Below are 21,404 nucleotides of genomic sequence, written 5' to 3'. Positions count from 1 at the left end.
TCTCTGTTTGGGCATTTTACCTTCAGCAGAGTGATCACAAGGCAAGATCAACTGTCATTGTGGCAGGCCGACGCTGTTGGCCGTGTTTTTAACCCATTGATAACCAGGGTTTAGCTAGCCTGCGCGGCCGATCTGATTGCCTTGGACTCATCCATGACATTGCCAACCGTTTTACGTTTGCCAGGAGGGCTGCTAAGCGCTTTATTGCTGTGCAGCTGCGCTTTGCACAGCGATGGCGATTATCGCCAGGACTTGACCCTGCACATGCCCGATTTGCCCGTTGAACAAGCTGCTGAGCCTGAACAGCAACTGACTGACTTAATGACCGATCCGTTATTGCAGCAAGCGGTACAGCAGGCGCTCAATGCAAACCCAGACATCCAGCAGCTGTATTGGCAATGGCAGCAGTCCCTGGCCAGTGTGTCTCAGCGTCAGGGCGAACGACTGCCAGAAGTTGAAGCCCAGTTGCAGCGCCAGCACAAAGCCGGTGAGCAGGTCGACAGTGCTGCGGCCTCGTTACGGGTCAGTTGGCAGTTGGATATCTGGATGCAGCTGGCCGATCAGGCCGAAGCTGCTGAGCAAAGAGCCCTGCAACAGCAAGCGCTGCTGGATGCTGGGCGTGCCAGCTTGGCAGCCGATGTGATGGATGCCTGGCTGGCGATAGTGCATGCACAAAAACAGTGGATGTTGGAACAACAGCGCCAGGCGCTGTTGCAGCAAAATGAAAGCTTTGTGCGCCAGCGCTATCGTCGTGGCCTGGGAGAGTTGGAAGACCTGGATAATGTCGCTACTGAGCTGGCCCAGAGTCAGGCGCGGTTGGCACAGTATAAAACTGAGTTGAAGCAACAACAGTATCGTTTGCGACGCCTGTTAGGAGCGTCCAGCGGTGAACTGGCCAGCCCAGATACGTTTCCACAAGTTGGCCTGGTGCTGACGCAGATGGCGCAGCAAACCCTGGCGCAACGCCCGGATCTCCGTGCTGCTTATGCCGCTATTGCCGCCGCTGAAAGTGACGTTGATGTGGCCTACAAAGACCTATTGCCCAGTCTCAGCCTAGAAGCAGCACTGACGGGCCAAGATGGCAACTTTGGCCTTAGCGATCCGGTGTGGTCGTTGCTCGGTCAGCTGGTGGCGCCGATATTAAATGCCGGCCAACGCCAGGCCAAAGCCGACAGCGCCGAAGCCAAAGCGGGTGAATTGTATGCGGCTTATCAATCCACACTGCTGACGGCGGTGCAGGAAGTCGACAACGCGGTCGAAAGTGAGCGCAGCCTGCTGCGCCAGCAACAGCAATTGCAGCAAGCGCTGGCCAGTGCCCAGCGCACGGTGGCGCAATATCAATACAAATATCGCAACGGCTTAGTATCGATTCTCGATCTGCTCAATACCCAGCAGCAAGCCTTTGATCTCGAGCTACAGCTCAATACCGCTATTTATCAGCATTTAAGTAATCGCATCACACTTGGCCTGGCTTTGGGCCTAGGGGTTTCATAATGAGCACTCTTCTTTCTTTACGCCCTTTGGTCGTGGCGCTGTTGTGTCTGGCCGTGACCATCGGACTGATCGCCGTGCAACTGGCACCTGCGCAGCAGCCTGCTGATCGTCCTGCCGAGCAGGATGCGCGCCCACAAGTCAGCGTGATGATGGTCGAAGCGCAAGCGCACAAGATCATGGTGCAAGGCTACGGCAGCGCCACCAGTCGTTATCAGCAGGCGTTGACCAGCGCTGTCTCAGGGCGCGTCGAACGTGTCAGCGAAACCTTCGAAGCGGGCCAATGGGTCGCGGCAGGAACACCTTTAGTGATGCTGGAATCGGCAGCTTTTGCCGCGCAGGTCGCCAGTGCCCAGCGTGAGCTGGCCGATGCCAAGGTCGCCTGGCTAGAAGAGCAACGTTCCAGTCAGCAGGCAAAACAAGAATGGTATGCCAGTCAGCAAGGTGAGCCGGAATCCGAGTTGGTGTTGCGTGGGCCGCAATTGCAGGCTGCCAAAGCGCGTTTGCAGCAAGCCGAAGCGGATTTACAACAAGCGCTGCAACAGCAACACAACAGCGTTATTCGCGCCCCATTTGATGCCATCATCACTGAGCGTAGCGTTGCCGTGGGCGATTACCTAACGGCTGGTAGTCACAGTGGTGAGTTGTTAAGCAGTGATTCGCTCTATATTCGTGTGCCGCTATCGCTGCTGCAATGGCAGCAGTTGCCCAGTCGCGAGCAGCTGCTGAGTGGCGATTGGCAAGCCTGGGTTGAGGATATCGAAACTGGCCAGCGCTGGAAGGCTCGGGTGGCTCAGGTGGATCAGCACATTGACAGTGAACAGCGTCAGCGTGCCATTACGTTGCAAGTGGAGCAGCCGTTGCAGCAACAGCCTGCCTTGTATCCCGGCACTTTTGTCAGTGCCCAGCTGGAGGGTAATACCCAGCCCCAAGTCTGGCGTTTACCACCGTCGGTGCTAACGGCATCGGGACATATTTGGTACGTCGATGGCCAGCAGCATTTGGTCAAATTAGCGGCGGATATCATCGGTCGTGATGATGACGCTGTGTATGTTCAGCCGCCTGAGGCGTTAACCCATAGCGCCGTTGCAATTGTGCGTCATCCGCTGACCAGTTATCAGCCGACGATGGCAGTGATCGCCGTTGAACAGCAGGAGGTGGCCGATGTCAGCCAGCACTGATAGCGGTGTGATCGCCTGGTTTGTACGCAACCCCGTAGCGGCAAACTTATTGCTGCTACTGGTGTTGCTGCTTGGCCTGTTCCAGGCGGGCCAGTTGCGGCGTGAGGCGTTTCCTGGCCTTGAAGCCGATTCATTGAAAATCGAAGTTCAGTACGACAGCGGCTCGGCGCGACAAGGGGAAGAAGGTGTTGCCATTAAGATTGAACAGCAGCTGCAGGATGTCACTGGCATAAAATCGATCAGCAGCGAATCCAGCGACAGTTCGGTCACGGTGACGGTGGAGAAAACCAGCCAGACCGATCTGGATGATTTGTTCAGCCGCGTGCGCGATAAGGTCAACGCTATTTATAGTTTTCCTGTTGAGGCGAAAACGCCGGTGATGGAAAAGGTGCAGCGCTCCGATCATGCTTTGTGGATTCAGCTCAGTGGTGATGCCGGTCGCGACACCTTGCAAAGTCTGGCCTCCGACTTGCGCAGCGACTTATTAGCGGCAACGGATATTAGTGGCGTGGATCTGTACGGTTGGCGCGACCCTGTGATTGATGTCGCCGTCAGTGAAGCCAAACTGCAGGCCTATGGGCTGAGTTTTGATGATATTGAAACGGCCATCAGTCAAGGCTCCAACAGCAGCGGCCAGGCGCTGATCAACCAAAGTGATTTTTACCTGCAGCTGGGTAATGTCAGTCAGGCCTATGAGGCACGGGATTTTGCCCAGCTGCCGCTGCGGCATTTGGCCAATGGTGTGGCCATCCGCCTGGGTGATGTGGCCGATGTGCGCGATGCTTACAGCAGCTCAGAAGCGAGCTTGTCGCGCTATAACGGCCAGTCGAGCATCGCGCTGGAAGTGGTGAGCAAAGGCAATACCGACATCAGTCGCAGTGTTGATGCGGCCAAAGAGATCGTCGAGGGCTGGCGTCAGTCTGGCCGTCTGCCAGACAATGTTGAGCTCAGTACCTGGTACGATCGCAGTACCTTTATTAATGATCGGCTGGAGTTATTAGCAGACAACGCCTTAACCGGCATCCTGTTGGTGTTTGTATTGCTGGCGCTGTTTTTAAATACCTCAGTGGCGTTTTGGGTGGCCATGGGGCTGCCCTTTACCTTCTTTGGCACCCTGTATTTTATGGGCGATAACTTTCTCGGTTTATCGCTCAACGAGTTCACCACCTTCGGTTTTATCATGGCCCTGGGCATAGTGGTGGATGACGCCGTGGTGGTGGGGGAGAGTATTTATACAACCCGCCGCAGCCATGGAGACAACGTCGGCAATACCATTATTGGCACGCAACGGGTGGCAATTCCGACCATGTTTGGTGTGCTGACCACAGTGGCGGCGTTTTATGCATTGTCACTGACCTCTGGCCCGTTGGGACAAATCTACGCGCAGTTTGCTACCGTTGTCGCAGTTTGCCTGCTGCTGTCTATGGTCGAGTCCAAGTTAATCTTGCCGACTCACTTAACCCATCTGAATACCCGATCAATGCCGGCAGATGGTTCCATTAAAGGCCGTTGGCGACGTATCCAGCAGGGCGTCGATGATGGCTTGCAGTGGTTTATTCAACACGCTTATCAACCGGCCTTGCGTTGGGCGCTGCAGCACAGATATGTGTCTTTGTTATGGGCGCTGATTATCTTTTTGCTGATTGCTTCTATGCCGATTACGGGGGCCGTGCGTCTGAGCTTCTTTCCGGCGTTACCCGGCGATACCGTCAGTGCTTATATCACCTTGGAAGATGATGCCAGCCACGGTCTGACTCACCAGGCGTTGTTACAGCTGGAGCAGGCCGTTATCCGTGCCGATCAGCAGTTACAAGGAGATGCCGAGAGTGGCATCGGTAGCCTGCAGTTGCTGACCTCAGGGAACCGCAGCGGCTCGGTAACGGTGGAGCTGAACGACTCAGCGCGCTACAGCCTGGATGACCTGCGACGACAGTGGCAACAAGGCGTTGGTCTGCCGGAAGGGGTGAAAACCCTGGCCGTGCAAAGCCACTCGCGGTTGGTGTCGGATCTGGAAGTGGAGTTGTTGAGTAGCGATGACGAGCAGCTGCAGCAGGCAACCCAGGCTCTACGCGACGAAATCAGCTCGATGCAGGCCGTGAGCGGCGTGGAAGATACCTTCGCGGCCGGTCAACCGAGTGTACAGGTCGAACTCAATGCTCATGGCAAAGCCCTGGGTCTGAGCAATGAAAGCCTAGCGCAGCAGCTATTGCAGGGCTTTGATGGTCGTGTGGTGCAGCGTTTTCAGCGTGATACCGACGAAGTGGAAGTAACGGTGCGCTACCCCAGCAGTGAACGTCAGAACCTGTTGGATGTGCTCAATGCCAAGGTGCGATTGCCATCGGGGGCGGCGGTGGCGTTGTCGTCTGTGGCGGAATTAAAAATGAGCTATAGCCGCGCCAATATTACCCGCTTGGACGGCAAACGGGCCTTTACCGTGTCGGCCGATGTTGATAAAAGCCAGCGCTCCTCAATGGAGATCGTTATGCAGCTAAAGCAGCAACTGCTGCCGGAATTTGCCAAACGCTATCCGCTAGTTGAGCTGCGCTTTGCTGGTGAAGCCGAGCAGCAAGATGAAACTCAGTCGTCAATGCTGAGCTTGTTTGTCGCCGCTTTGCTGATTATTTATGGCTTGCTGGCGGTGCCATTAAAGTCGTACTGGCAGCCTTTGATTATTATGACGGCCATTCCATTTGGCATTTTGGGAGCAATTCTTGGCCACTGGTTTAACGACATTGCTCTGGGAATATTGTCGTTCAACGGCATTATTGCCCTAACGGGCGTTGTAGTGAATGACAGCTTGTTATTGGTGTCGCGATTTAATGAGCTGCGCCAGCATCATCATGACTGGCAAGAAGCACTGATCACGGCTTGCAGCAGTCGCTTGCGGGCGGTGTTGCTGACGTCATTAACCACCTTTGCTGGCTTGTTGCCGTTGCTGGCTGAAACCTCGTTTCAGGCGCAGTTCCTGATCCCGGCTGCGGTCTCTCTGGCTTACGGCATTATCTTTGCCACACTGATTACATTGCTGCTGGTGCCGACCTTGCTGTGGGTGCAGCACGACATCAGCCTGGCATGGCAGCGCCGTCGACAGGAGCCAGCAGATGCTGAACGTATTACTGGTTGAAGACGATCTGGATCTGGCCGCGACCTTAATGGACGTGATGCAGCTGGAAAATATGGCCTGTGATCACGCCAGTAATGGTCTGGCGGGACTGCAACTGTTACAGCAACAGCAATACGATGTGTTGGTGTTGGATTTGAATCTGCCCAAGCTGGATGGCTTGTCGGTTTGTCGCCAGGCGCGTGAGCAAGGCCAGGACATACCCGTGTTGATGCTCACAGCACGCGATGCTCTGGACGATAAGCTGCAGGGCTTCGAGGCCGGTAGCGACGATTACCTGGTGAAGCCGTTTGAAGTTGAAGAGTTGCTGGCACGTATTCGGGTGCAGGCGCGGCGGCGCAGTGGTCAGGCGCGGCGAATCTGGCGGGGTGATATTCAGATGTGGCTGGATGAGCACAGAGCTCAGCGTGGTGAGCGCATTTTGAACTTGTCACCTACGGGCTGGCGGTTACTGGAGTGTTTACTGCGTGCTTCGCCCAGCCCGGTGTCGCGAGAAAAACTGATCGCGACGGTGTGGGGAGAAAACCCACCCGACAGCAACAGTCTTAAAGTACACATCCATAAGTTGCGCAAAATATTAGAGCAAGGCGGCGAACCCAGTTGTATTTTCCATATTGCTGGAGCAGGTTTTGCGCTGCAGCTGGAGGACAGTGAGTGAAGCGACTTAGCCTGCGCTGGTTATTGGTATTGGCTTTTATCTGTTTGAGTTTGGCGCTAATGGCCGCGTATTCGTGGTTATCGGCTTATTATTTTATGCGTGGTCTCGACAGTGCCACCCTGCTGACGTTAGAGCAGCATATTCAGGTGGCCAGCACGGCAAAGAAGAGTGTGCCCACCGATGCCGCTGACGAACAGCTGCCACAGCGTTTGTCCATCGCCTTTCAGTGGTCGGATATGCCAGAGTCTGTGCGGCAATTGTGGCCACAGCCACCGCTGCAGGTGGGTCAATTACTGAAAGCACGGGCTGGTGACGTCCGTGCCGACGAGCCACCTGCGCGTATGGTGTTTTTGCTGCGTGAGCAACTACAAGACGGCTCTCCTGTGTACGCCAGCTTGATCTTTGATAGCCCACACGAATCAGCGCGGGTGATTGAAAATCATCAGCAAAATCGCACGCTACTATTCGCTATGGCCATTGCTCTGATGTGTGCTGTTGGTCTGGGCATTATGGTCGTGATTCGTGGAGTCTTTAATCCGTTATCACGGCTACAGCAATGGACCGATGGTTTAACCCCTGAGCAACTGGACAAGCCCGTTCCGGATTTTTATTACCCCGAGCTAAACACCCTGGCCGAGCTGATTCGAAGCAGTTTAATCACGGTGCAGCAAAGTGTTGAGCGAGAGCAGCGTTTTTTACATCACGCCAGCCATGAGCTGCGCACGCCCATTAGTGTAGTGCGCTCAAATATCGTATTGGCGTTGCGTTTATTAGAACAGCAGCGCAGTGCAGAAACTGCCCTACAGCGCATTGATCGCGCCAGTCGCACCATGAAAGATCTGACTGAGACGCTATTGTGGCTGGGCCGAACGCATGCAGAGCAATTGCCCCATAGCAATATCGAGTTGGCTGATGAAATTCGCTACTGGTGTGGGGAGTTAGAATACCTGCTGCATAATAAACCCATCGAACTGAGCGTTCAGACGCAGCCGGGCCAGTATGATTTGCCATTAACCGCAGTGCGTATTGCCGTCAGCAACCTGATTCGCAACGCCATTCAGCACACCTGGCAGGGCAATATTCGCATACAGCAACAAGGGCTTGTGGTGCTGATTGAAAATACCGGTGAGCTTGCTGTCGATGATCACAGTAGCACGGGTTATGGTTTGGGAATTGAATTGGTGAGACAGTTGTGTGAAAAAATGCACTGGCATTATCATGTCAGTCAAACTGATGATTGTTATCGAACGGAGTTGCAGTTAGAACAACGGGATGTTGGTGTCGAGCAAAAAAATTCGGCTAGTGAATGAAGGCTAGGGTTATTTTACCGATTGCATGATGTTTTGATATTGACCGCTGTCTTTTAGCTTTTTTAATCCTTGGTTAAACTGCTTAACATAATAGTCTTGGTGTGGACTTTTATTGGATATCAAAACACTCCATTGTTGTGTGTCGAGTGGTTTTTTTGAATAGGTAATTCGTTCAGCTTGCTCTCTGTTTAGCCATTTTTTAATAAGGGCGTGGCCGACTTTTTCGGTGGCAATGAAAATGTCTATGCGTTTTTCTAACAATAGCTTTAGGTTATGCCACTCCTCTTTAGTGCGATCGACTCGAATGATGCCTGCAGCCTCGGCATCCTGAAACTCCTGAGAATATTGGTAGCCAATCGTGCCACCAAAAAAATAGTCTTTAAGATCTTCTATTTGCTCCCAGTCGGTGTTTAATCCTTTTAAATGGAACAGTAGACGCCGTTCGGTTAGCACAGGGTCACTGTAAACAAAGGCACGTCGCCTTTCTTCGTTATCAGACCAGATTACGCTGCCATCGAACTCGCCGGATTTGGCCAAATTGTAGGAGCGCTGCCAGGGAAACCAGTGCCACTCAACGTCTATGCCTTGCAATTTAAAGGCTTCTTCCACCACCTGCGACGAGGGGCCGCCATGGGGAAGTTGCTGGGAAAGGTATGGCGGCCATTCACCATTGGTCAGGCGAATAAGCGATGGTTGTTGCGACCAGCATAAGGGGGGCAATAACCAGAGAAGCAATATTAGCCATCGAATCATGGCCGTTACTCAGTACAGGATTGGAGATAAAAGAGCATATCAATGCTGGTCAGTCTTAATGCATTAACAGGCCTAGCCAGCATTGTTATAGTCTAGTTCACTTGTTTCATTATTTCGTCATAACGCCCGGAATCTTTCAGCTTTTTCAGACCGAGATTGAACTGCTCAACGAAGTACGCTTGATTGGGGCTGTTATTAGAAATAATCACACTCCAACGCTGCACGTCAATGGGTTTGTCTGCGTGGGTGATCTGACCGACTTGGTCAGCATTCAGTACTTTCTTAGCGAGTGAATAACCCACTCGCTCTGTTGCTACAAATAAATCAATACGTTTGGCGATTAGTTTTTTGAAGTTGTTGCCTTCTTCTGGGATACGATCGACATTGATTGCACCTGATTTTTCAGCATCTTGGAATTCTTGTGAATATTCGTAGCCAATGGTGCCGCCAATCTTGTATTTGCCCAGGTCTGCCATGGTATTCCAGTCAATGCTGCGACCTTTTAAATGGAACAGCACCCGCCTTTCTTCTAGTACCGGCTCGGTGTATTTAAAGGCCGCCTGCCGTTTGGCGTTTTCAGACCAGATAACACTGCCATCAAACTTGCCTTCTTCCGCCAGGGTATAAGACCGCTGCCAGGGATACCAACCCCATTCGACATCAATGCCCTGCAGCTTAAAGGCTTCGGCGACCACCTGAGATGAAGGGCCATTATTGGGCAAGTCTTTCGATAGATACGGAGGCCACTCGCCATTGGTCAGGCGAATGCTGCTGGGGCCTTGGCTCCAAACCAAGCTGGAGGCCAATAGCATCAAGATGAACAGTGCAATGTGCTTCATTCGATGAGTCCTTTGTGGTTAGCGAATGTACTGTTCAACAATAGCCTGAAGGTCGATAACTTCCAGGCCAGTGGCCAACTTTTCAGCCAGCCATCGGCCTTGCTGGGAATCGTCGAAACACACGTATAAGCTGCGCTGGTTCAGTATCTTGCTGTTGAACTGCACCTCACTGCGCTTACCGATGAAATCTGGGTCAAAGGAAAACAAGTATTCCAACAAAAAGCGATCGACAACAATGGCGTCAACCCGACCTGCCAACAGTTTTTGAATGTTATTTTTGTCGTAGTTGGCGGGTTCCGTTTCCAGTAAACCGGTGGCCACCATACGGTCGAACTCGGCGGAATTGACATAACCCGATACCAGTCCGAGTCGATACTGTTTTAAATCTGATAGCTGCTGCCACTCGATGGGATTGTCGGTGCGTTGAGCAAAGCCTGTGACACTTAGACCGAGCTCAACCGAGGTGATAAAGCCTTCATCACACTGATAAGCCGGAAAGAATCCAACCTTCATACCGGCTTTGTGTTTGGCTAAAGCAATGGCACGGCGCCATGGGTAAAAACGGATATCGACATCCACTCCCTGACTGCCAAGGGCCGCGCGCACTATGCTGCTGGTCACCCCTTGGCCGGGCAGCTGTTCACTGGCATAGGGCGGCAGTTCTACCGACGCCAAAGATACCGGCTCTGCCGCCAATCCTGGAGCCAAGCACAGCAGTACAGCAGCAAGTGAAGTCAGCTTTTTAACAGCGAGCAGTTGAAAAGCAGCCATTGGCATCAGCATCCGGTGGGCATCCTCCTAAGCGTAGACAGCTTGCCCGGTCAGTGTGTGATTACATGCTGTTGCCAATCGCTTACAAGGCCTCACGCCATCCAAACAGATTCCAATATATCTTTGTGGGAATATGCGCGCTTTCGTATGTTGCGCCTAGAAATAGGCGATAACTACGCTATACCTACTTCCAGAAAGCAAACTGATCAGGAGAGCCTGAATGAGAGTTTCTTTGTTATCTGCCATGGCGTGGCTGGTACTGTTAAGTGCCCCGAGTGTGGCCAACGACATTCGCATCAGTGGTTTTGCCAATATTACGGCGGGCACCAGTGGCGATGAAGACGTACCGTACGGTATGTATGACGACAATATCTCCTTTAAACCAGACAGCCTGGTTGGCATTCAGTTTCAAAAAAGTCTGGATGACAATTTGTCGTTTACTACGCAGATTACCTCACGCGGCATGAATAATTATGATAGCCGCATTGAATGGGCCTATCTGTCATACCACCTTAACAATCAGTGGACGGTAAAAGCGGGTAAGTTTCGCACCCCATTTTACGAATACAGTGAAACGTTAGATGTGGGATACACCTACCACTGGGTTAAACCACCAGAAAGTGTTTATATTCCGCTGTTTAATAATATGGAAGGTGCCAACGTTAGCTATAAAAATCGCTGGGGTGCATTAGACTCTCGCATTAATGTTTTTTACGGCACCTTACAAGAAGAATCGCCCGCTGGACCAGTTGAGTTACCTTACATGGCCGGTGGTTCGCTAAATTTGGCTTATTCTAGCTTTAGCGCGCGTTTCTCTTACTTTAAGTCAAAAACTACCATTCCGCCGGTGTTTGCGCCTGACGTGTTGGCGTTGTTGCCATCGGATGGTGCTGCACCTCCGGGAGCTCCGCCAGCCGATCCCAATGCTCCTGCTGCTCCAACTGTGTCAGATGAAGTGGCAGCGGCCATAATTCCAGAAGAAGAAGACAGTTCTTATTTAGGTGTTGCACTTAAGGCTGAGTTAGATGATTTGTTGGTGCTGTATGAATACACCTCGACGGAAATGGATGACAGCATTTTTACCGATCCGGTGGGTCAATATTTGTCATTTGCTTATACCTTGGGCGACTTCCAGCCACATATCACCTATGAGATTTTTGATACCAGTCCACGAACTGAAATCTTGGATTTAATGGATGATTCAGACCCATTGAAGCCACAACTAACAACCATCATTAATTCAACCAATGAAGACTATACCCGGCTCACTGTCGGTGTGCGTTACGATTTCCATTACACCACCGCATTAAAGCTCGACTTCAGTAAGGTGGATTATGATGAAGAGCTGGAATCACCCATTCGGCCGCGGCTGGATGGCAAGTTGATCAGTGTTTCAATTTCAACCTTGTTCTGAGCAGGAGGAGTGCAGATGAAATCACGTTTGATTTTCTTAACTTGTCTGGCTTCTCTGATTGGCGTGGCTAATGCCAACTCAGAAGTCGTTGTGATTGCCCACCCGAGTAATAGCCAGGCTTTGGACGAGTCTACTTTAACGCGAATATTCTTGGGTAAAGATCTGTTTTATCCCAGTGGCGATAAGGTTACTCCCATTCAACTCGATGGCAGTGTCGCTTCGCACCAGGAATTTGTTAAAAAATTACTGGATAAATCACCAAAGCAATTTAATGCCTACTGGGCTCGTATGGTCTTTACCGGTAAAGCTCCTATGCCGGCGACCATGGCATCAGGTGCCGATATGAAAGCCGCGGTGGCCAAAGATAGCGCTGCCATTGGCTATATCGATGCCAGTGAAGTAGATGACAGTGTTAAGGTGATTTTAACCTTGCCCTAATAATAATGGCGGGCAATAAAAAAACCCCGCTGTGCGGGGTTTTTTGTTTAGCCAGTCACGATGTTATTTCACCAAGGTTTGCCACTCTGGTTTGTAATCGCGTTTGCCAGTGACCTGATCAAAATATTGGCTTTGCAGTTGCTCTGTGATCGGGCCGCGGCGACCTTCACCAATAATACGTCGATCCAATGATTGGATCGGCAGTACTTCTGCTGCGGTGCCGGTAAAGAAAGCTTCATCGGCAATATAGACTTCATCGCGGGTAATGCGTTTTTCTCTGACCGGATAACCAAGGTTATCGGCAAACTCCATAATGGTTTTACGGGTAATACCATCAAGGCACGAGGTCAGCTCAGGGGTGTAAATTACACCATCGCGAATAACAAAAATGTTTTCACCTGAACCTTCGGCGACATAGCCTTCATTATCCAACAGCAACGCTTCTTCACAGCCGCTATCAATGGCTTCACGCAATGCCAGCATAGAATTAATGTAGTTGCCATTCGCCTTGGCTTTACACATGGTGATGTTAACGTGATGACGCGTGTAAGACGACGTACGAATGCGGATGCCTTGGGTCTTGGCATCTTCGCCCATGTAGGCTGGCCATTCCCACGCCGCCACCATGACGTGCACTTTTAAATTATCGGCACGCAGGCCCATGCCTTCGCTGCCGTAAAACACCATGGGGCGAATATAGGCGCTGTCGAGATTGTTCTCTCGCACGGCAGCACGTTGTGCCTCGTTTATTTCATCTTTGGTATACGGCATGTCAATGCCGAGAATGTGGGCAGAACGGAACAGGCGGTCGGTGTGTTCTTGTAAACGGAAAATCGCCGCACCCTGGTCGGTCTCATACGCCCGCACACCTTCAAAAACGCCCATACCGTAATGCAGGGTGTGAGTCAGTACATGGACCTTGGCATCACGCCAATCAACCAACTCTCCGTCTAACCAGATCAGACCGTCGCGGTCTGCCATGGAAGGTAGCATATCGACCTCTTTGTACACTGTTGGCGGCCATTAAGGCTGCGCCGAATTATTAAGTTCCAGACTCGTTATGGTCAGTCTCTAACCAGCGGTTCCAAAACCGCATAACCTGCTGGCGACGCTGTTCAAAGCCTAAGGCCTGAACGCGCTCATGATCCAGCAGCAACTTTTGTTTTTGCAGTGCTCGCCGGTGAGTTTCGGCTCGGTAGGACAGGTAGATTTCCTGCAGGGTCGTCTGATCTTGTGAATCCATCAAACCCGTGGCTGCGAACGCATCCAACAACCGCATATTATCTGTTACTTGCAGCAACTGCGGGTGTTGGCAGGACCAGGCCAGAACCCCGTATTGAACCAGAAACTCGATGTCAACAATACCCCCTGCATCCTGTTTCAGATGGAATTGTTGGCCATTAGACGAATTAGAGCCAAGATTTTCGCGCATTTTCTCACGCATCTCCCTGACTTGCTGACGCAGATCAGGTAAATCCCTGGGGGCCGCCAGGGTGGTCGCGCGAACCTGCTGAAACTCAGTGCTGGCGGTCTCACTGCCGCATAACACTCGGGCCCGTACCAATGCTTGGTGCTCCCAAGTCCAAGCATGTTTTTGCTGGTATTCACTGAAGGCGGCCATGGAGGTCACTATCATGCCTGAATTACCCGAAGGTCTAAGACGCATGTCCACTTCATATAGGTCACCGGAGCGTGTTTGCGTGGTCATGATGTGAATAATGCGTTGGCCCATGCGGGTATAAAACACGCCATTGTCTTGGCTACGCTGACCATTGGTGTAGCGATTGCTGGCGCTGTTGTGCAAAAACACTAAGTCCAAATCAGAGCTGTAGCTCAGCTCCAAACCACCGACCTTGCCATAACCAATCACGGCAAACTCAGGCTCAGTAACGGGCTCTTTGTCGGCATTGGTGGGATAGCCATATTTAGCCACCATTTGCTCAAACGCCAGATACATGACTTTTTCAATAATGACTTCAGCCAGCCAGGTCAGGTAGTCACTGATTTGCATCAGTGGCAAGGCTTCCATCACTTCGCAGGCGGCAGCCCTGAGTTTGTGAGCTCGCAAGAATTGGCGCAGCTGCTCCATTTGCTGCTCAAGATCATCGGCATCGAGGCGCAGCAGACGCAAGTGCAGCTCTTCTGCCAGTTCGGCTTTATCGGGAAGGCGATAAAGGGTGTCGGGCACCAGTAACTCATCGAGCAATAATGGTGTCGTCGCTATGTACTCAGCGACCCAACTAGAAGCGCCGCACAAGCGCACCAGTTGCTCCAGCGCTTGTGGGTTTTCGTTCAATAGCACCAGATAGGCGGTACGCCGCAACACCGCTTCTAATAGAGGAATGATTCGCTCCAAGGTGGTGACTGGCTGTTGCCCTTGCCACAGCATGGCCAGCAGCTTTGGCATTAACGCATCCAGACGTTGGCGGCCAATCTCCTGCATATTGAGTACCGCCCGGGATTGGCGAAAGCGAGTTAAGCATTGCTGCACTTCTTCTGACCGTGCACAGGGGAACTGGTCCAGGAAATCCAGCTCTTGCTGACCATGCAGTTCACCCAGCCATAAGTCATGCCATGCATGATCCAAATCTTGTGTGTGTTCATCGTCGTCATCGCTGGCAACGATATGGGAAAAGTGCAGGCTGACGATGTCGCGATGCTGTTGCAGCTGAGCTAAAAAGCTTGTCCAGTCGTCAAAGCCCATGGCGATGGCTAGGCGTTGCTGATCAAATTCGTTGTCGGGCAGTTGCTGGGTTTGCTCATCGTGGCGCGCCTGAATCGCGTGCTCAACATCGCGTAAAAACAAATAGGCCTGTTTTAGCTCGCTACAGGCATTGGCAGGCAAATAACCATCGGCGGCGAGAATATCGAGCACTTTGCACAGCTCGCGGGTTTGTAAATCGCTGTCTTGGCCGCCGCGAATCAGCTGAAACGCCTGTACGATAAATTCCACTTCGCGAATACCGCCCGGGCCAAGCTTGACGTTCAGCTGCAAACCGCGGCGGCGCACTTCGGCATTAATCATGGCTTTCATCGAGCGCAATGAATCAAAGGCGCTGAAATCAACGTATTGGCGATAGGTAAAGGGCCTAAGAATGCTCAGCAGCTCTTGCGCGGCTGGGTTATCTTCACCCGTCATCACCCGCGCCTTGACCATGGCGTAGCGCTCCCAGTCGCGGCCTTGCTGTTGGTAATAGGCTTCCATCGAGGCGAAGTTCATTACCAGAGGGCCGCTTTGACCATAGGGGCGTAAACGCATATCGGTGCGAAAGACAAAACCATCGGTGGTGACGGTATCTAACGCCTGTATGAGCTTTTGCCCCAGTTTAATAAAATATTCCTGATTGCTGATGACCTTAGGGCCTTGGCTGTCGCCAGACTCGGGATAGGTAAAAATTAAGTCGATATCTGAGCTGAGATTAAGTTCGTAAGCACCCAGTTTGCCCATGCCCAACACCAGCAATGTCTGTTCTTCACCACTGTGCTTGCCAATGGGGGCGCCGTAGCGTTGCTGGAGTATTGGGGTTAAAAAATTCAGGCTGCGACAGACACACTCATCGGCCAGCTGTGATAGTGCACGGGTGGTTTGCAAGGTACTGGCGCTGCGTAATAAGTCGCGCCAAATGATATGGACCAGGGCGCGTTGGCGTAACTGTCGCAAGGCGCGCTGCCAATCGTCTTCGCTGCTGGCGTTAGCGGCTAGCTCATCGAGCCAGTGGGCAAAGTGTTGTCGTGTCAGGGCGGGTTGCAGTTCATCGCCTTGCAGCACCGGCTGCCAATAGTCAGGGTCTTTGGCGATGACTTCAAAGGCGTAATCACTGAGACAGAGCACCTGCTGACATTGCTGCTGACGCTGTTGGCTTAGCCCTTGCCAGCAAGCCGACCAGTCAGCCTGCTGGCGGCGCCAGCGTTCGGTAAGTTGTTGATCCAGGTGTTGCCAATGCGAGTACAGCGCGGGTGGCAGCATAAACAGCAGCTCCGAAGTCATATCAGTAGCTGCTACTGTAACCAGTTCTGCGATTTAGTGCAGGCCTTGGATCAAGCCTGACGCATCTCCTTGCGATACAGGCTGATACCGGTAATCAGTACCGCCAGAGCCACAACCGCAATGATGATGGTGGCTAAGGCATTGATTTGTGGACTGACCCCCAAACGTACACTGGAATAGACCACCATTGGCAAGGTCGTTGAGCCTGGCCCTGAGACAAAACTGGCGATAACCAGATCGTCCATCGACAGGGTAAAGGCCAATAGCCAGCCAGCCCCTAATGCCGGCGCGATTAACGGCAGTGTAATGGTAAAAAATACCGTTAATGGCCGTGCACCTAAATCCAATGCTGCTTCTTCTAACGACCGATCCATATGGGCTAAACGGCTTTGCACAATGACGGTGACATAGGCCATGGAAAAGGTGACGTGGGCCAACAAAATGGTCAGCATGCCGCGACCTTGGGGCCAACCCAGCAGGTCTTCCATTGCGACAAATAGCAGCAGCAGCGACAGCCCGATCATAATTTCTGGCATCACCAGCGGCGCGGTGACCATGACGTCAAGACTTTTGTGGCCGCGCTGTTTTCGCATGCGCACCAGCGCTAGCGCCGCCAGTGTGCCCAATATCACTGCCAGACTGGCGTTTAGAGCGGCAATTTTAATGCTCATCCAGGCCGCTTCTAACAGCGGCTCATTATTCATCAGCTCGCCGTACCAGCGTGTACTAAAGCCGCCCCACACTGTGACCAGACGACTGTCATTAAAGGAATACACCACCAGGCTGATAATCGGCGTGTACAGAAAAACGTAGCCAGCTATCAGCGCCAGCACCAATAACGGATGCTTTTTCAACATCAGCTTTGCTCCTCTGCCAGGCGCTGCTCGTAATGTCGCATAAGCACAAAGGGCACGACCAATACCAACAGCAACACAGATGCTAGAGATGACGCTACTGGCCAGTCTTTGTTAGCAAAGAACTCGGTCCACATTAGCTTGCCGATCATAAGAGTATCGGGTCCACCCAGCAGGTCTGGAATCACGAACTCACCCATCACCGGAATAAAGACCAGCATCGAGCCGGCCAATACTCCCGGTAATGATTGCGGCAAGGTAATGCTAATGAACTGGCGCCAGGGTCTTGCACCCAAATCGGCGGCGGCTTCCAGCAAGGTGTTATCGAGGCGGATCAAGGTGGCATACAGCGGCAGCACCAAAAATGGCAAATAGCTGTACACCACACCAATGTATACAGCGGTACTGGTATGCAAAATGGCTAACGGCTGATCGATGATGCCCAGCCCCATTAATAACTGATTGAGCAAGCCGTTGTTTTTTAAGATGCCAATCCAGGCGTATACCCGAATCAAAAACGACGTCCAAAACGGCAGTATGATCAGCATCAAGAGTGGCAAACGCCAATGCGACGGTGCCTGGGCGATGCCATAAGCCATGGGGTAACCAATCAATAAACACAAGAAGGTCGAAATCAGCGCTACTTCCATCGAGCCCCACAAGGCTTCACGGTACAAAGGGTCTTGCCACAGCAAACCATAGTTACCGAGGTTAATCTGAATAGTGACCAGTCCATCTTCAACGCTGCGAATTAGATCGGCGTAAGGAGGCTGAGCCAGCATGGGCTCGGACAGGGAGATTTTTAGGACAAACAAAAACGGCAGCATAAAAAATACCGCCAGCCACATCCAGGGCACTGCCATCACCAGCTTTTGCTGTTGCAGTCCCAAGCGCTCGTGCAGGGTCTTCATTGCGTGAGCACTCCGCAGCTATCGGCATTCCAGCTGAGGGCAACATCCTGGCCCCACGTCAGCGGTTGCTCAGCCAGAGCCTGAACATTGGATTGAGTGAACTGAATGGTTTTACCGCTGGCCAACTTAACGTGATAAATCGACACGTCACCGAGGTACGCGATTTCTTCAATGGTGCCATGAATACGGTTGGGCAGATCACGGTGCTGCTCGTACACTCGAATCTTTTCTGGGCGCACGGCCACCGTCACTTCCATGCCGTTTGATAATGGCTGGCTATGATGCACCTGAATATCACAACCGGCTTCTTCGCTGTGCAGGGTGACCAAATCGTCTTCATGCTCAATGACATGGCCATTAAACAGGTTAACCAGGCCAATAAAATTAGCGGCATAGCGGGTGGCCGGAAATTCATACATACGCCGCGGCGTATCCATCTGTTCGATGCGACCGTCGTGCATCAGGGCGATGCGCGATGACATGGTCATGGCTTCTTCCTGGTCGTGGGTGACGACCACAAAGGTAATGCCGAGGCGCTCCTGAATATTGACCAACTCAAACTGGGTTTGCTCACGCAGTTTTTTGTCCAGTGCGCCCAGAGGTTCGTCCAGCAGTAGGATTTTCGGGTGTTTGGCTAACGCCCGGGCAAGGGCGACACGCTGACGCTGGCCGCCCGATAGCTGTTGTGGCTTACGCTCGGCCAGCTGGCTAATTTGCACCAATGCCATGACCTCAAGCACACGCTCGGCAATCACGGGTTTGGGCATACGGTCCTGCTTCAGGCCATAAGCAATGTTCTGCGCCACTGTCATATGCGGAAACAGCGCATAGTTCTGAAACATCATATTGACCGGGCGCAGATAGGGCGGCAGATCGGTGACATCCTGGCCGTCGATATAAATGCGGCCACTGTCAGGGGCTTCAAAGCCACCCAACATCCGCAGCAGGGTGGTTTTGCCACAGCCAGAAGAGCCCAGCAGCGAGAAAAACTCGCCACGCTGGATGGTCAGACTGACATCATCCACCGCGTAGGTGGAGCCAAAGGTCTTGGTGACGCCCTCAATACGGACGATGGGTTCTTCATCGCTGGCCGTCCAATGATTGTCGGCCGGGTTGGGGGATGTCGGTGCCATGCTGACACAGTTCTCCTCTATGCTGTCGCCCCGCGAACGGGGCGTTGGATTATTGTTTGCCGCTTTTGATGCGTGTCCAGGTGCGCGACATTAGCCGTGCCTGGCGATCATCGGGGAGTGGTAGCACCAGCAAACGCTGGCGGGTCGACTCGGGCGGATAAATGCCGCGATGATGCCGGATTTGTTCATCCAGTAAAGTCGTTGCGGCTAAATTTGCATTGGCGTACTGCACAAAGTTGCTGATGTCAGCAATTACCTCAGGCTGCAGCAGGTAGTTGAGAAACCGCTGTGCAGCCTCTGGATTGGGCGCATCAACTGGAATGGCCGCCACGTCCGTCCACACCACCGCGCCTTCTTGCGGCACTATGTAACGAATATCAACCTCTTGACCGGCTTCTTGGGCGCGACTCTGTGCCTGCAACATATCGCCGGAATAACCGTGGGCAACACAAATATCACCATTAGCCAGGTCACTGATGGTCTGGGAATTATGGAAATATCGCACGTACGGCCGTATGGCGGTGACTGTGGCAGCGGCTTCGGTAATGGCGGTGGCGCTGTAGTCTGCCGCTTTGCGTCCCTGATAGGCTTGCGCCGCGACCAGTACTTCTAATGCGTCGTCCATCAGAGCAATACCGCAGCTGGCCAGTCGCTTGGCAATGTCGGGGTTAAATACCAGTTGCCAGCTGTCGGTTGGCATGTCGTTACCAAGAATGGCCGCTACCTTATTGTGGTTGTAGGCCAAACCGGTAGTGCCCCACATATAGGGCAGCAAAAACTGATTGTCAGGGTCCATATCCTGCAGTGATCGCAGAATTTCCGGATCGAGATGCTGCCAGCCGGTGAGCACTTGCTTATCGAGCGGCTGGTACAGCTTTGCTTTTAACAGGCGTTCGGCAAACGGCCGGGCACTGGGAAATACCAGATCATAACCACTGCGACCTGCCAGCATTTTGGCTTCCAGCATTTCATTGGAATCGTACAGATCGTAGATCACCCGGATGCCAGTTTGTTGTTGGAAATTGGCCAAGGTATCTTCGGCAATGTAATCGGACCAGTTATAAATGCGCAGGGTTTGCTGGGCTTCTTTGGCAGCCACAGTAAAGCTGCCACACAACAACAGGGCAGCGGCGGTCAGTAAGGTGCGTAGTTGCATAATGGGCTCCACAGCCAACATCTAAAACAACGCCAGACGTTAGGCCGCCTGGCTATTGAAGTAGCGCAGTGGGTTGAGCACTGCGTTGGGTCTGGTGTAGGCCTCGCCCGCTACGGCGCGCACTATTGCCAAATAGTGCGGCAAAATACAGCGAATAGATTTGATCGTAACGATCAGTGTTAACGATAGAGCCGGCGGTGCCGGCGCAGAGTTAATGGCTGGTTTTGGCGCGGGTCCACATGCGATTGATATTGCGCAACTCACGCTCGTTAGGTGGCGTTAGCACCAGCAGCTTTTCACGGGTCGCCTTGGGCGGATAGATGCCAGGATTGTTACGAATATCTTCTTCCAGCATAGGCGTGGCGGCCTCATTGGCATTGGCGTAGGCCACGTAGTTGGTGATATCGGCAATCACGCTCGGGCGCATCAGATAATTGAGGAACTGATGGGCGGCGTCGACATTGGGGGCGTCGGCTGGAATGGCAACCACATCGGTCCATACCACAGCACCCTCTTGCGGCACGACATACTGAATTTGCACGCCATTGTCGGCTTCGTCGGCTCTGTCTTGTGCTTGCAGCATGTCGCCAGAATAGCCGTGGGCAACACAGATATCGCCATTAGCCATGTCGTTAATGGTTTGCGAACTGTGGAAATAACGAATATCTGAACGCACTGCCGCGATGCTGTCAGCGACAGAATTAATGGCGTTGCGGCTAAAGTCGTCGGTGGCAGCACCTTGATAGGCACGGGCAGCCATAAAGACTTCAATCGGATCATCCATTAGCGCAATGCCACAGTCTTTTAACTGTGCAGTGATCTCAGGGTCAAACACCAGTCGCCAGGTATCGAGTGGCATATCGTCGCCGAGAATGGCGGTGACCTTATCAACGTTATAGGCAATGCCGCTGCTGCCCCACATATATGGGATCAAATGCTGGTTGTTTGGATCGATCTTGCTCAGCGACTTGAGGATTACAGGGTCCAGGTTGCTGCGCTGATCGAGCTTGTCGAGCTGCAACGGCTGCAATAACTTGGCGCGCAGCAAGCGGTCGGCAAATGGCCGTGCCGTTGGGAAAATCAAATCATAGCCACTGCTGCCAGCCAGCATTTTTGCTTCTAACACTTCATTGGCATCGTACACGTCGTAGGTTACACGAATACCGGTTTCTTGTTCGAAATTGGCAATCGTGTCTTCGGCGATGTAATCCGACCAGTTATAGATATGCAGGCTTTGTTCGGCCTGAGCACTGAGGCCAAGGCAGGCAGTTAGAGCGGTCAGCAGTTTTTTCATGCGGCTGAGTCTCCAGCAGTGGGTGAGTGGTATGGGTTTGTGGCCCTGGAAAAGCCGCGCACGATAAAGCCTAACTGGTCATTTGTCATCCA

At 52.5% G+C, this 21,404-nt stretch carries 17 protein-coding genes; 7 read left to right on the top strand and 10 right to left on the bottom strand.

Features of this window, described 5'->3' with window-relative positions; all coding sequences use genetic code 11:
- Positions 1-153: 153 nt before the first annotated feature.
- The 5 genes from AC55FS_RS00300 to AC55FS_RS00280 are packed head-to-tail and all read left to right on the top strand — an operon-like array spanning position 154 to position 7,761.
- Complete coding sequence (locus tag AC55FS_RS00300) at positions 154-1,494, top strand: TolC family protein (protein WP_496934066.1); 1,341 nt, start codon at positions 154-156, stop codon at positions 1,492-1,494.
- Positions 1,494-2,672: an efflux RND transporter periplasmic adaptor subunit gene (locus tag AC55FS_RS00295; protein WP_496934065.1), complete on the top strand. Its 1,179-nt coding sequence runs from the start codon at positions 1,494-1,496 to the stop codon at positions 2,670-2,672. The genes AC55FS_RS00300 and AC55FS_RS00295 overlap by 1 nt, the downstream gene beginning before the upstream one ends.
- Positions 2,656-5,796, top strand: a complete 3,141-nt coding sequence (locus tag AC55FS_RS00290; RefSeq protein WP_496934064.1) for an efflux RND transporter permease subunit — start codon at positions 2,656-2,658, stop codon at positions 5,794-5,796. Before AC55FS_RS00295 ends, AC55FS_RS00290 begins: the two co-directional genes overlap by 17 nt.
- Positions 5,774-6,451 (top strand): response regulator transcription factor, encoded by a 678-nt coding sequence (locus tag AC55FS_RS00285; protein WP_496934063.1) that lies wholly within the window; start codon positions 5,774-5,776, stop codon positions 6,449-6,451. Before AC55FS_RS00290 ends, AC55FS_RS00285 begins: the two co-directional genes overlap by 23 nt.
- A complete protein-coding gene (locus AC55FS_RS00280; protein ID WP_496934062.1) occupies positions 6,448-7,761 on the top strand; it encodes a sensor histidine kinase in 1,314 nt (437 codons plus the stop codon). The genes AC55FS_RS00285 and AC55FS_RS00280 overlap by 4 nt, the downstream gene beginning before the upstream one ends.
- Before the next feature lie 9 nt (positions 7,762-7,770).
- Here the strand turns inward: AC55FS_RS00280 and AC55FS_RS00275 are convergent, their stop codons facing one another.
- The 3 genes from AC55FS_RS00275 to AC55FS_RS00265 form a co-directional block, all read right to left on the bottom strand.
- Positions 7,771-8,514 (bottom strand): substrate-binding periplasmic protein, encoded by a 744-nt coding sequence (locus tag AC55FS_RS00275; protein ID WP_496934061.1) that lies wholly within the window; start codon positions 8,512-8,514, stop codon positions 7,771-7,773.
- Between the two features lie 92 nt (positions 8,515-8,606).
- Positions 8,607-9,353, bottom strand: coding sequence for a substrate-binding periplasmic protein (locus tag AC55FS_RS00270; RefSeq protein ID WP_496934060.1), 747 nt, complete (start codon positions 9,351-9,353; stop codon positions 8,607-8,609).
- An 18-nt stretch (positions 9,354-9,371) separates the two neighbouring features.
- Positions 9,372-10,136 (bottom strand): substrate-binding periplasmic protein, encoded by a 765-nt coding sequence (locus AC55FS_RS00265; protein ID WP_496934059.1) that lies wholly within the window; start codon positions 10,134-10,136, stop codon positions 9,372-9,374.
- A gap of 208 nt (positions 10,137-10,344) precedes the next feature.
- Here AC55FS_RS00265 and AC55FS_RS00260 point away from each other — a divergent pair, with 208 nt between their 5' ends.
- The gene (locus AC55FS_RS00260) at positions 10,345-11,538 is read left to right on the top strand and encodes a hypothetical protein (RefSeq protein ID WP_496934058.1); all 1,194 of its coding nucleotides are present in this window, start codon (positions 10,345-10,347) and stop codon (positions 11,536-11,538) included.
- 15 nt (positions 11,539-11,553) lie between these two features.
- Positions 11,554-11,976 carry a type 2 periplasmic-binding domain-containing protein gene (locus AC55FS_RS00255; RefSeq protein WP_496934057.1) on the top strand — a complete coding sequence of 141 codons (423 nt, stop codon included), beginning with the start codon at positions 11,554-11,556 and terminating at the stop codon, positions 11,974-11,976.
- A 63-nt stretch (positions 11,977-12,039) separates the two neighbouring features.
- Here AC55FS_RS00255 and AC55FS_RS00250 read toward each other — a convergent pair whose 3' ends face one another.
- The 7 genes from AC55FS_RS00250 to AC55FS_RS00220 all read right to left on the bottom strand — a co-directional run bounded on the left by AC55FS_RS00250 (position 12,040) and on the right by AC55FS_RS00220 (position 21,312).
- Positions 12,040-12,969, bottom strand: a complete 930-nt coding sequence (locus tag AC55FS_RS00250) for a branched-chain amino acid transaminase (protein WP_496934056.1) — start codon at positions 12,967-12,969, stop codon at positions 12,040-12,042.
- Between the two features lie 49 nt (positions 12,970-13,018).
- Positions 13,019-15,964: a bifunctional [glutamate--ammonia ligase]-adenylyl-L-tyrosine phosphorylase/[glutamate--ammonia-ligase] adenylyltransferase gene (glnE, locus tag AC55FS_RS00245; protein ID WP_496934055.1), complete on the bottom strand. Its 2,946-nt coding sequence runs from the start codon at positions 15,962-15,964 to the stop codon at positions 13,019-13,021.
- 50 nt (positions 15,965-16,014) lie between these two features.
- Positions 16,015-16,821, bottom strand: a complete 807-nt coding sequence (locus tag AC55FS_RS00240) for an ABC transporter permease subunit (RefSeq protein WP_496934054.1) — start codon at positions 16,819-16,821, stop codon at positions 16,015-16,017.
- Positions 16,821-17,729: an ABC transporter permease subunit gene (locus AC55FS_RS00235; RefSeq protein WP_496934053.1), complete on the bottom strand. Its 909-nt coding sequence runs from the start codon at positions 17,727-17,729 to the stop codon at positions 16,821-16,823. The genes AC55FS_RS00240 and AC55FS_RS00235 overlap by 1 nt, the downstream gene beginning before the upstream one ends.
- Positions 17,726-18,862, bottom strand: a complete 1,137-nt coding sequence (locus tag AC55FS_RS00230) for an ABC transporter ATP-binding protein (RefSeq protein WP_496934052.1) — start codon at positions 18,860-18,862, stop codon at positions 17,726-17,728. The genes AC55FS_RS00235 and AC55FS_RS00230 overlap by 4 nt, the downstream gene beginning before the upstream one ends.
- A gap of 49 nt (positions 18,863-18,911) precedes the next feature.
- Positions 18,912-20,018: a polyamine ABC transporter substrate-binding protein gene (locus AC55FS_RS00225; protein WP_496934051.1), complete on the bottom strand. Its 1,107-nt coding sequence runs from the start codon at positions 20,016-20,018 to the stop codon at positions 18,912-18,914.
- Between the two features lie 211 nt (positions 20,019-20,229).
- Entirely contained in the window at positions 20,230-21,312 is a 1,083-nt protein-coding gene (locus AC55FS_RS00220; protein ID WP_496934050.1) for a polyamine ABC transporter substrate-binding protein, read from the bottom strand.
- Positions 21,313-21,404: the final 92 nt, after the last annotated feature.

This window comes from Bacterioplanes sp. CLAM21, from assembly GCF_059641015.1.
The sequence above is the reverse complement of the archived record's forward strand: the minus strand, read 5'-3'. Positions and strand labels throughout refer to the sequence as shown.

What these genes read in the sequence shown, in the direction of transcription:
- AC55FS_RS00250 (WP_496934056.1), bottom strand. Translation starts at nt 12,969, where the DNA reads ATGCTACCTTCCATGGCAGACCGCGACGGTCTGATCTGGTTAGACGGA.
- AC55FS_RS00270 (WP_496934060.1), bottom strand. Translation starts at nt 9,353, where the DNA reads ATGAAGCACATTGCACTGTTCATCTTGATGCTATTGGCCTCCAGCTTG.
- AC55FS_RS00275 (WP_496934061.1), bottom strand. Translation starts at nt 8,514, where the DNA reads ATGATTCGATGGCTAATATTGCTTCTCTGGTTATTGCCCCCCTTATGC.
- AC55FS_RS00235 (WP_496934053.1), bottom strand. Translation starts at nt 17,729, where the DNA reads ATGAAGACCCTGCACGAGCGCTTGGGACTGCAACAGCAAAAGCTGGTG.
- AC55FS_RS00260 (WP_496934058.1), top strand. Translation starts at nt 10,345, where the DNA reads ATGAGAGTTTCTTTGTTATCTGCCATGGCGTGGCTGGTACTGTTAAGT.
- AC55FS_RS00220 (WP_496934050.1), bottom strand. Translation starts at nt 21,312, where the DNA reads ATGAAAAAACTGCTGACCGCTCTAACTGCCTGCCTTGGCCTCAGTGCT.
- AC55FS_RS00225 (WP_496934051.1), bottom strand. Translation starts at nt 20,018, where the DNA reads ATGCAACTACGCACCTTACTGACCGCCGCTGCCCTGTTGTTGTGTGGC.
- glnE (WP_496934055.1), bottom strand. Translation starts at nt 15,964, where the DNA reads ATGACTTCGGAGCTGCTGTTTATGCTGCCACCCGCGCTGTACTCGCAT.
- AC55FS_RS00290 (WP_496934064.1), top strand. Translation starts at nt 2,656, where the DNA reads ATGTCAGCCAGCACTGATAGCGGTGTGATCGCCTGGTTTGTACGCAAC.
- AC55FS_RS00285 (WP_496934063.1), top strand. Translation starts at nt 5,774, where the DNA reads ATGCTGAACGTATTACTGGTTGAAGACGATCTGGATCTGGCCGCGACC.
- AC55FS_RS00265 (WP_496934059.1), bottom strand. Translation starts at nt 10,136, where the DNA reads ATGCTGATGCCAATGGCTGCTTTTCAACTGCTCGCTGTTAAAAAGCTG.
- AC55FS_RS00230 (WP_496934052.1), bottom strand. Translation starts at nt 18,862, where the DNA reads ATGGCACCGACATCCCCCAACCCGGCCGACAATCATTGGACGGCCAGC.
- AC55FS_RS00240 (WP_496934054.1), bottom strand. Translation starts at nt 16,821, where the DNA reads ATGTTGAAAAAGCATCCGTTATTGGTGCTGGCGCTGATAGCTGGCTAC.
- AC55FS_RS00255 (WP_496934057.1), top strand. Translation starts at nt 11,554, where the DNA reads ATGAAATCACGTTTGATTTTCTTAACTTGTCTGGCTTCTCTGATTGGC.
- AC55FS_RS00300 (WP_496934066.1), top strand. Translation starts at nt 154, where the DNA reads ATGACATTGCCAACCGTTTTACGTTTGCCAGGAGGGCTGCTAAGCGCT.
- AC55FS_RS00295 (WP_496934065.1), top strand. Translation starts at nt 1,494, where the DNA reads ATGAGCACTCTTCTTTCTTTACGCCCTTTGGTCGTGGCGCTGTTGTGT.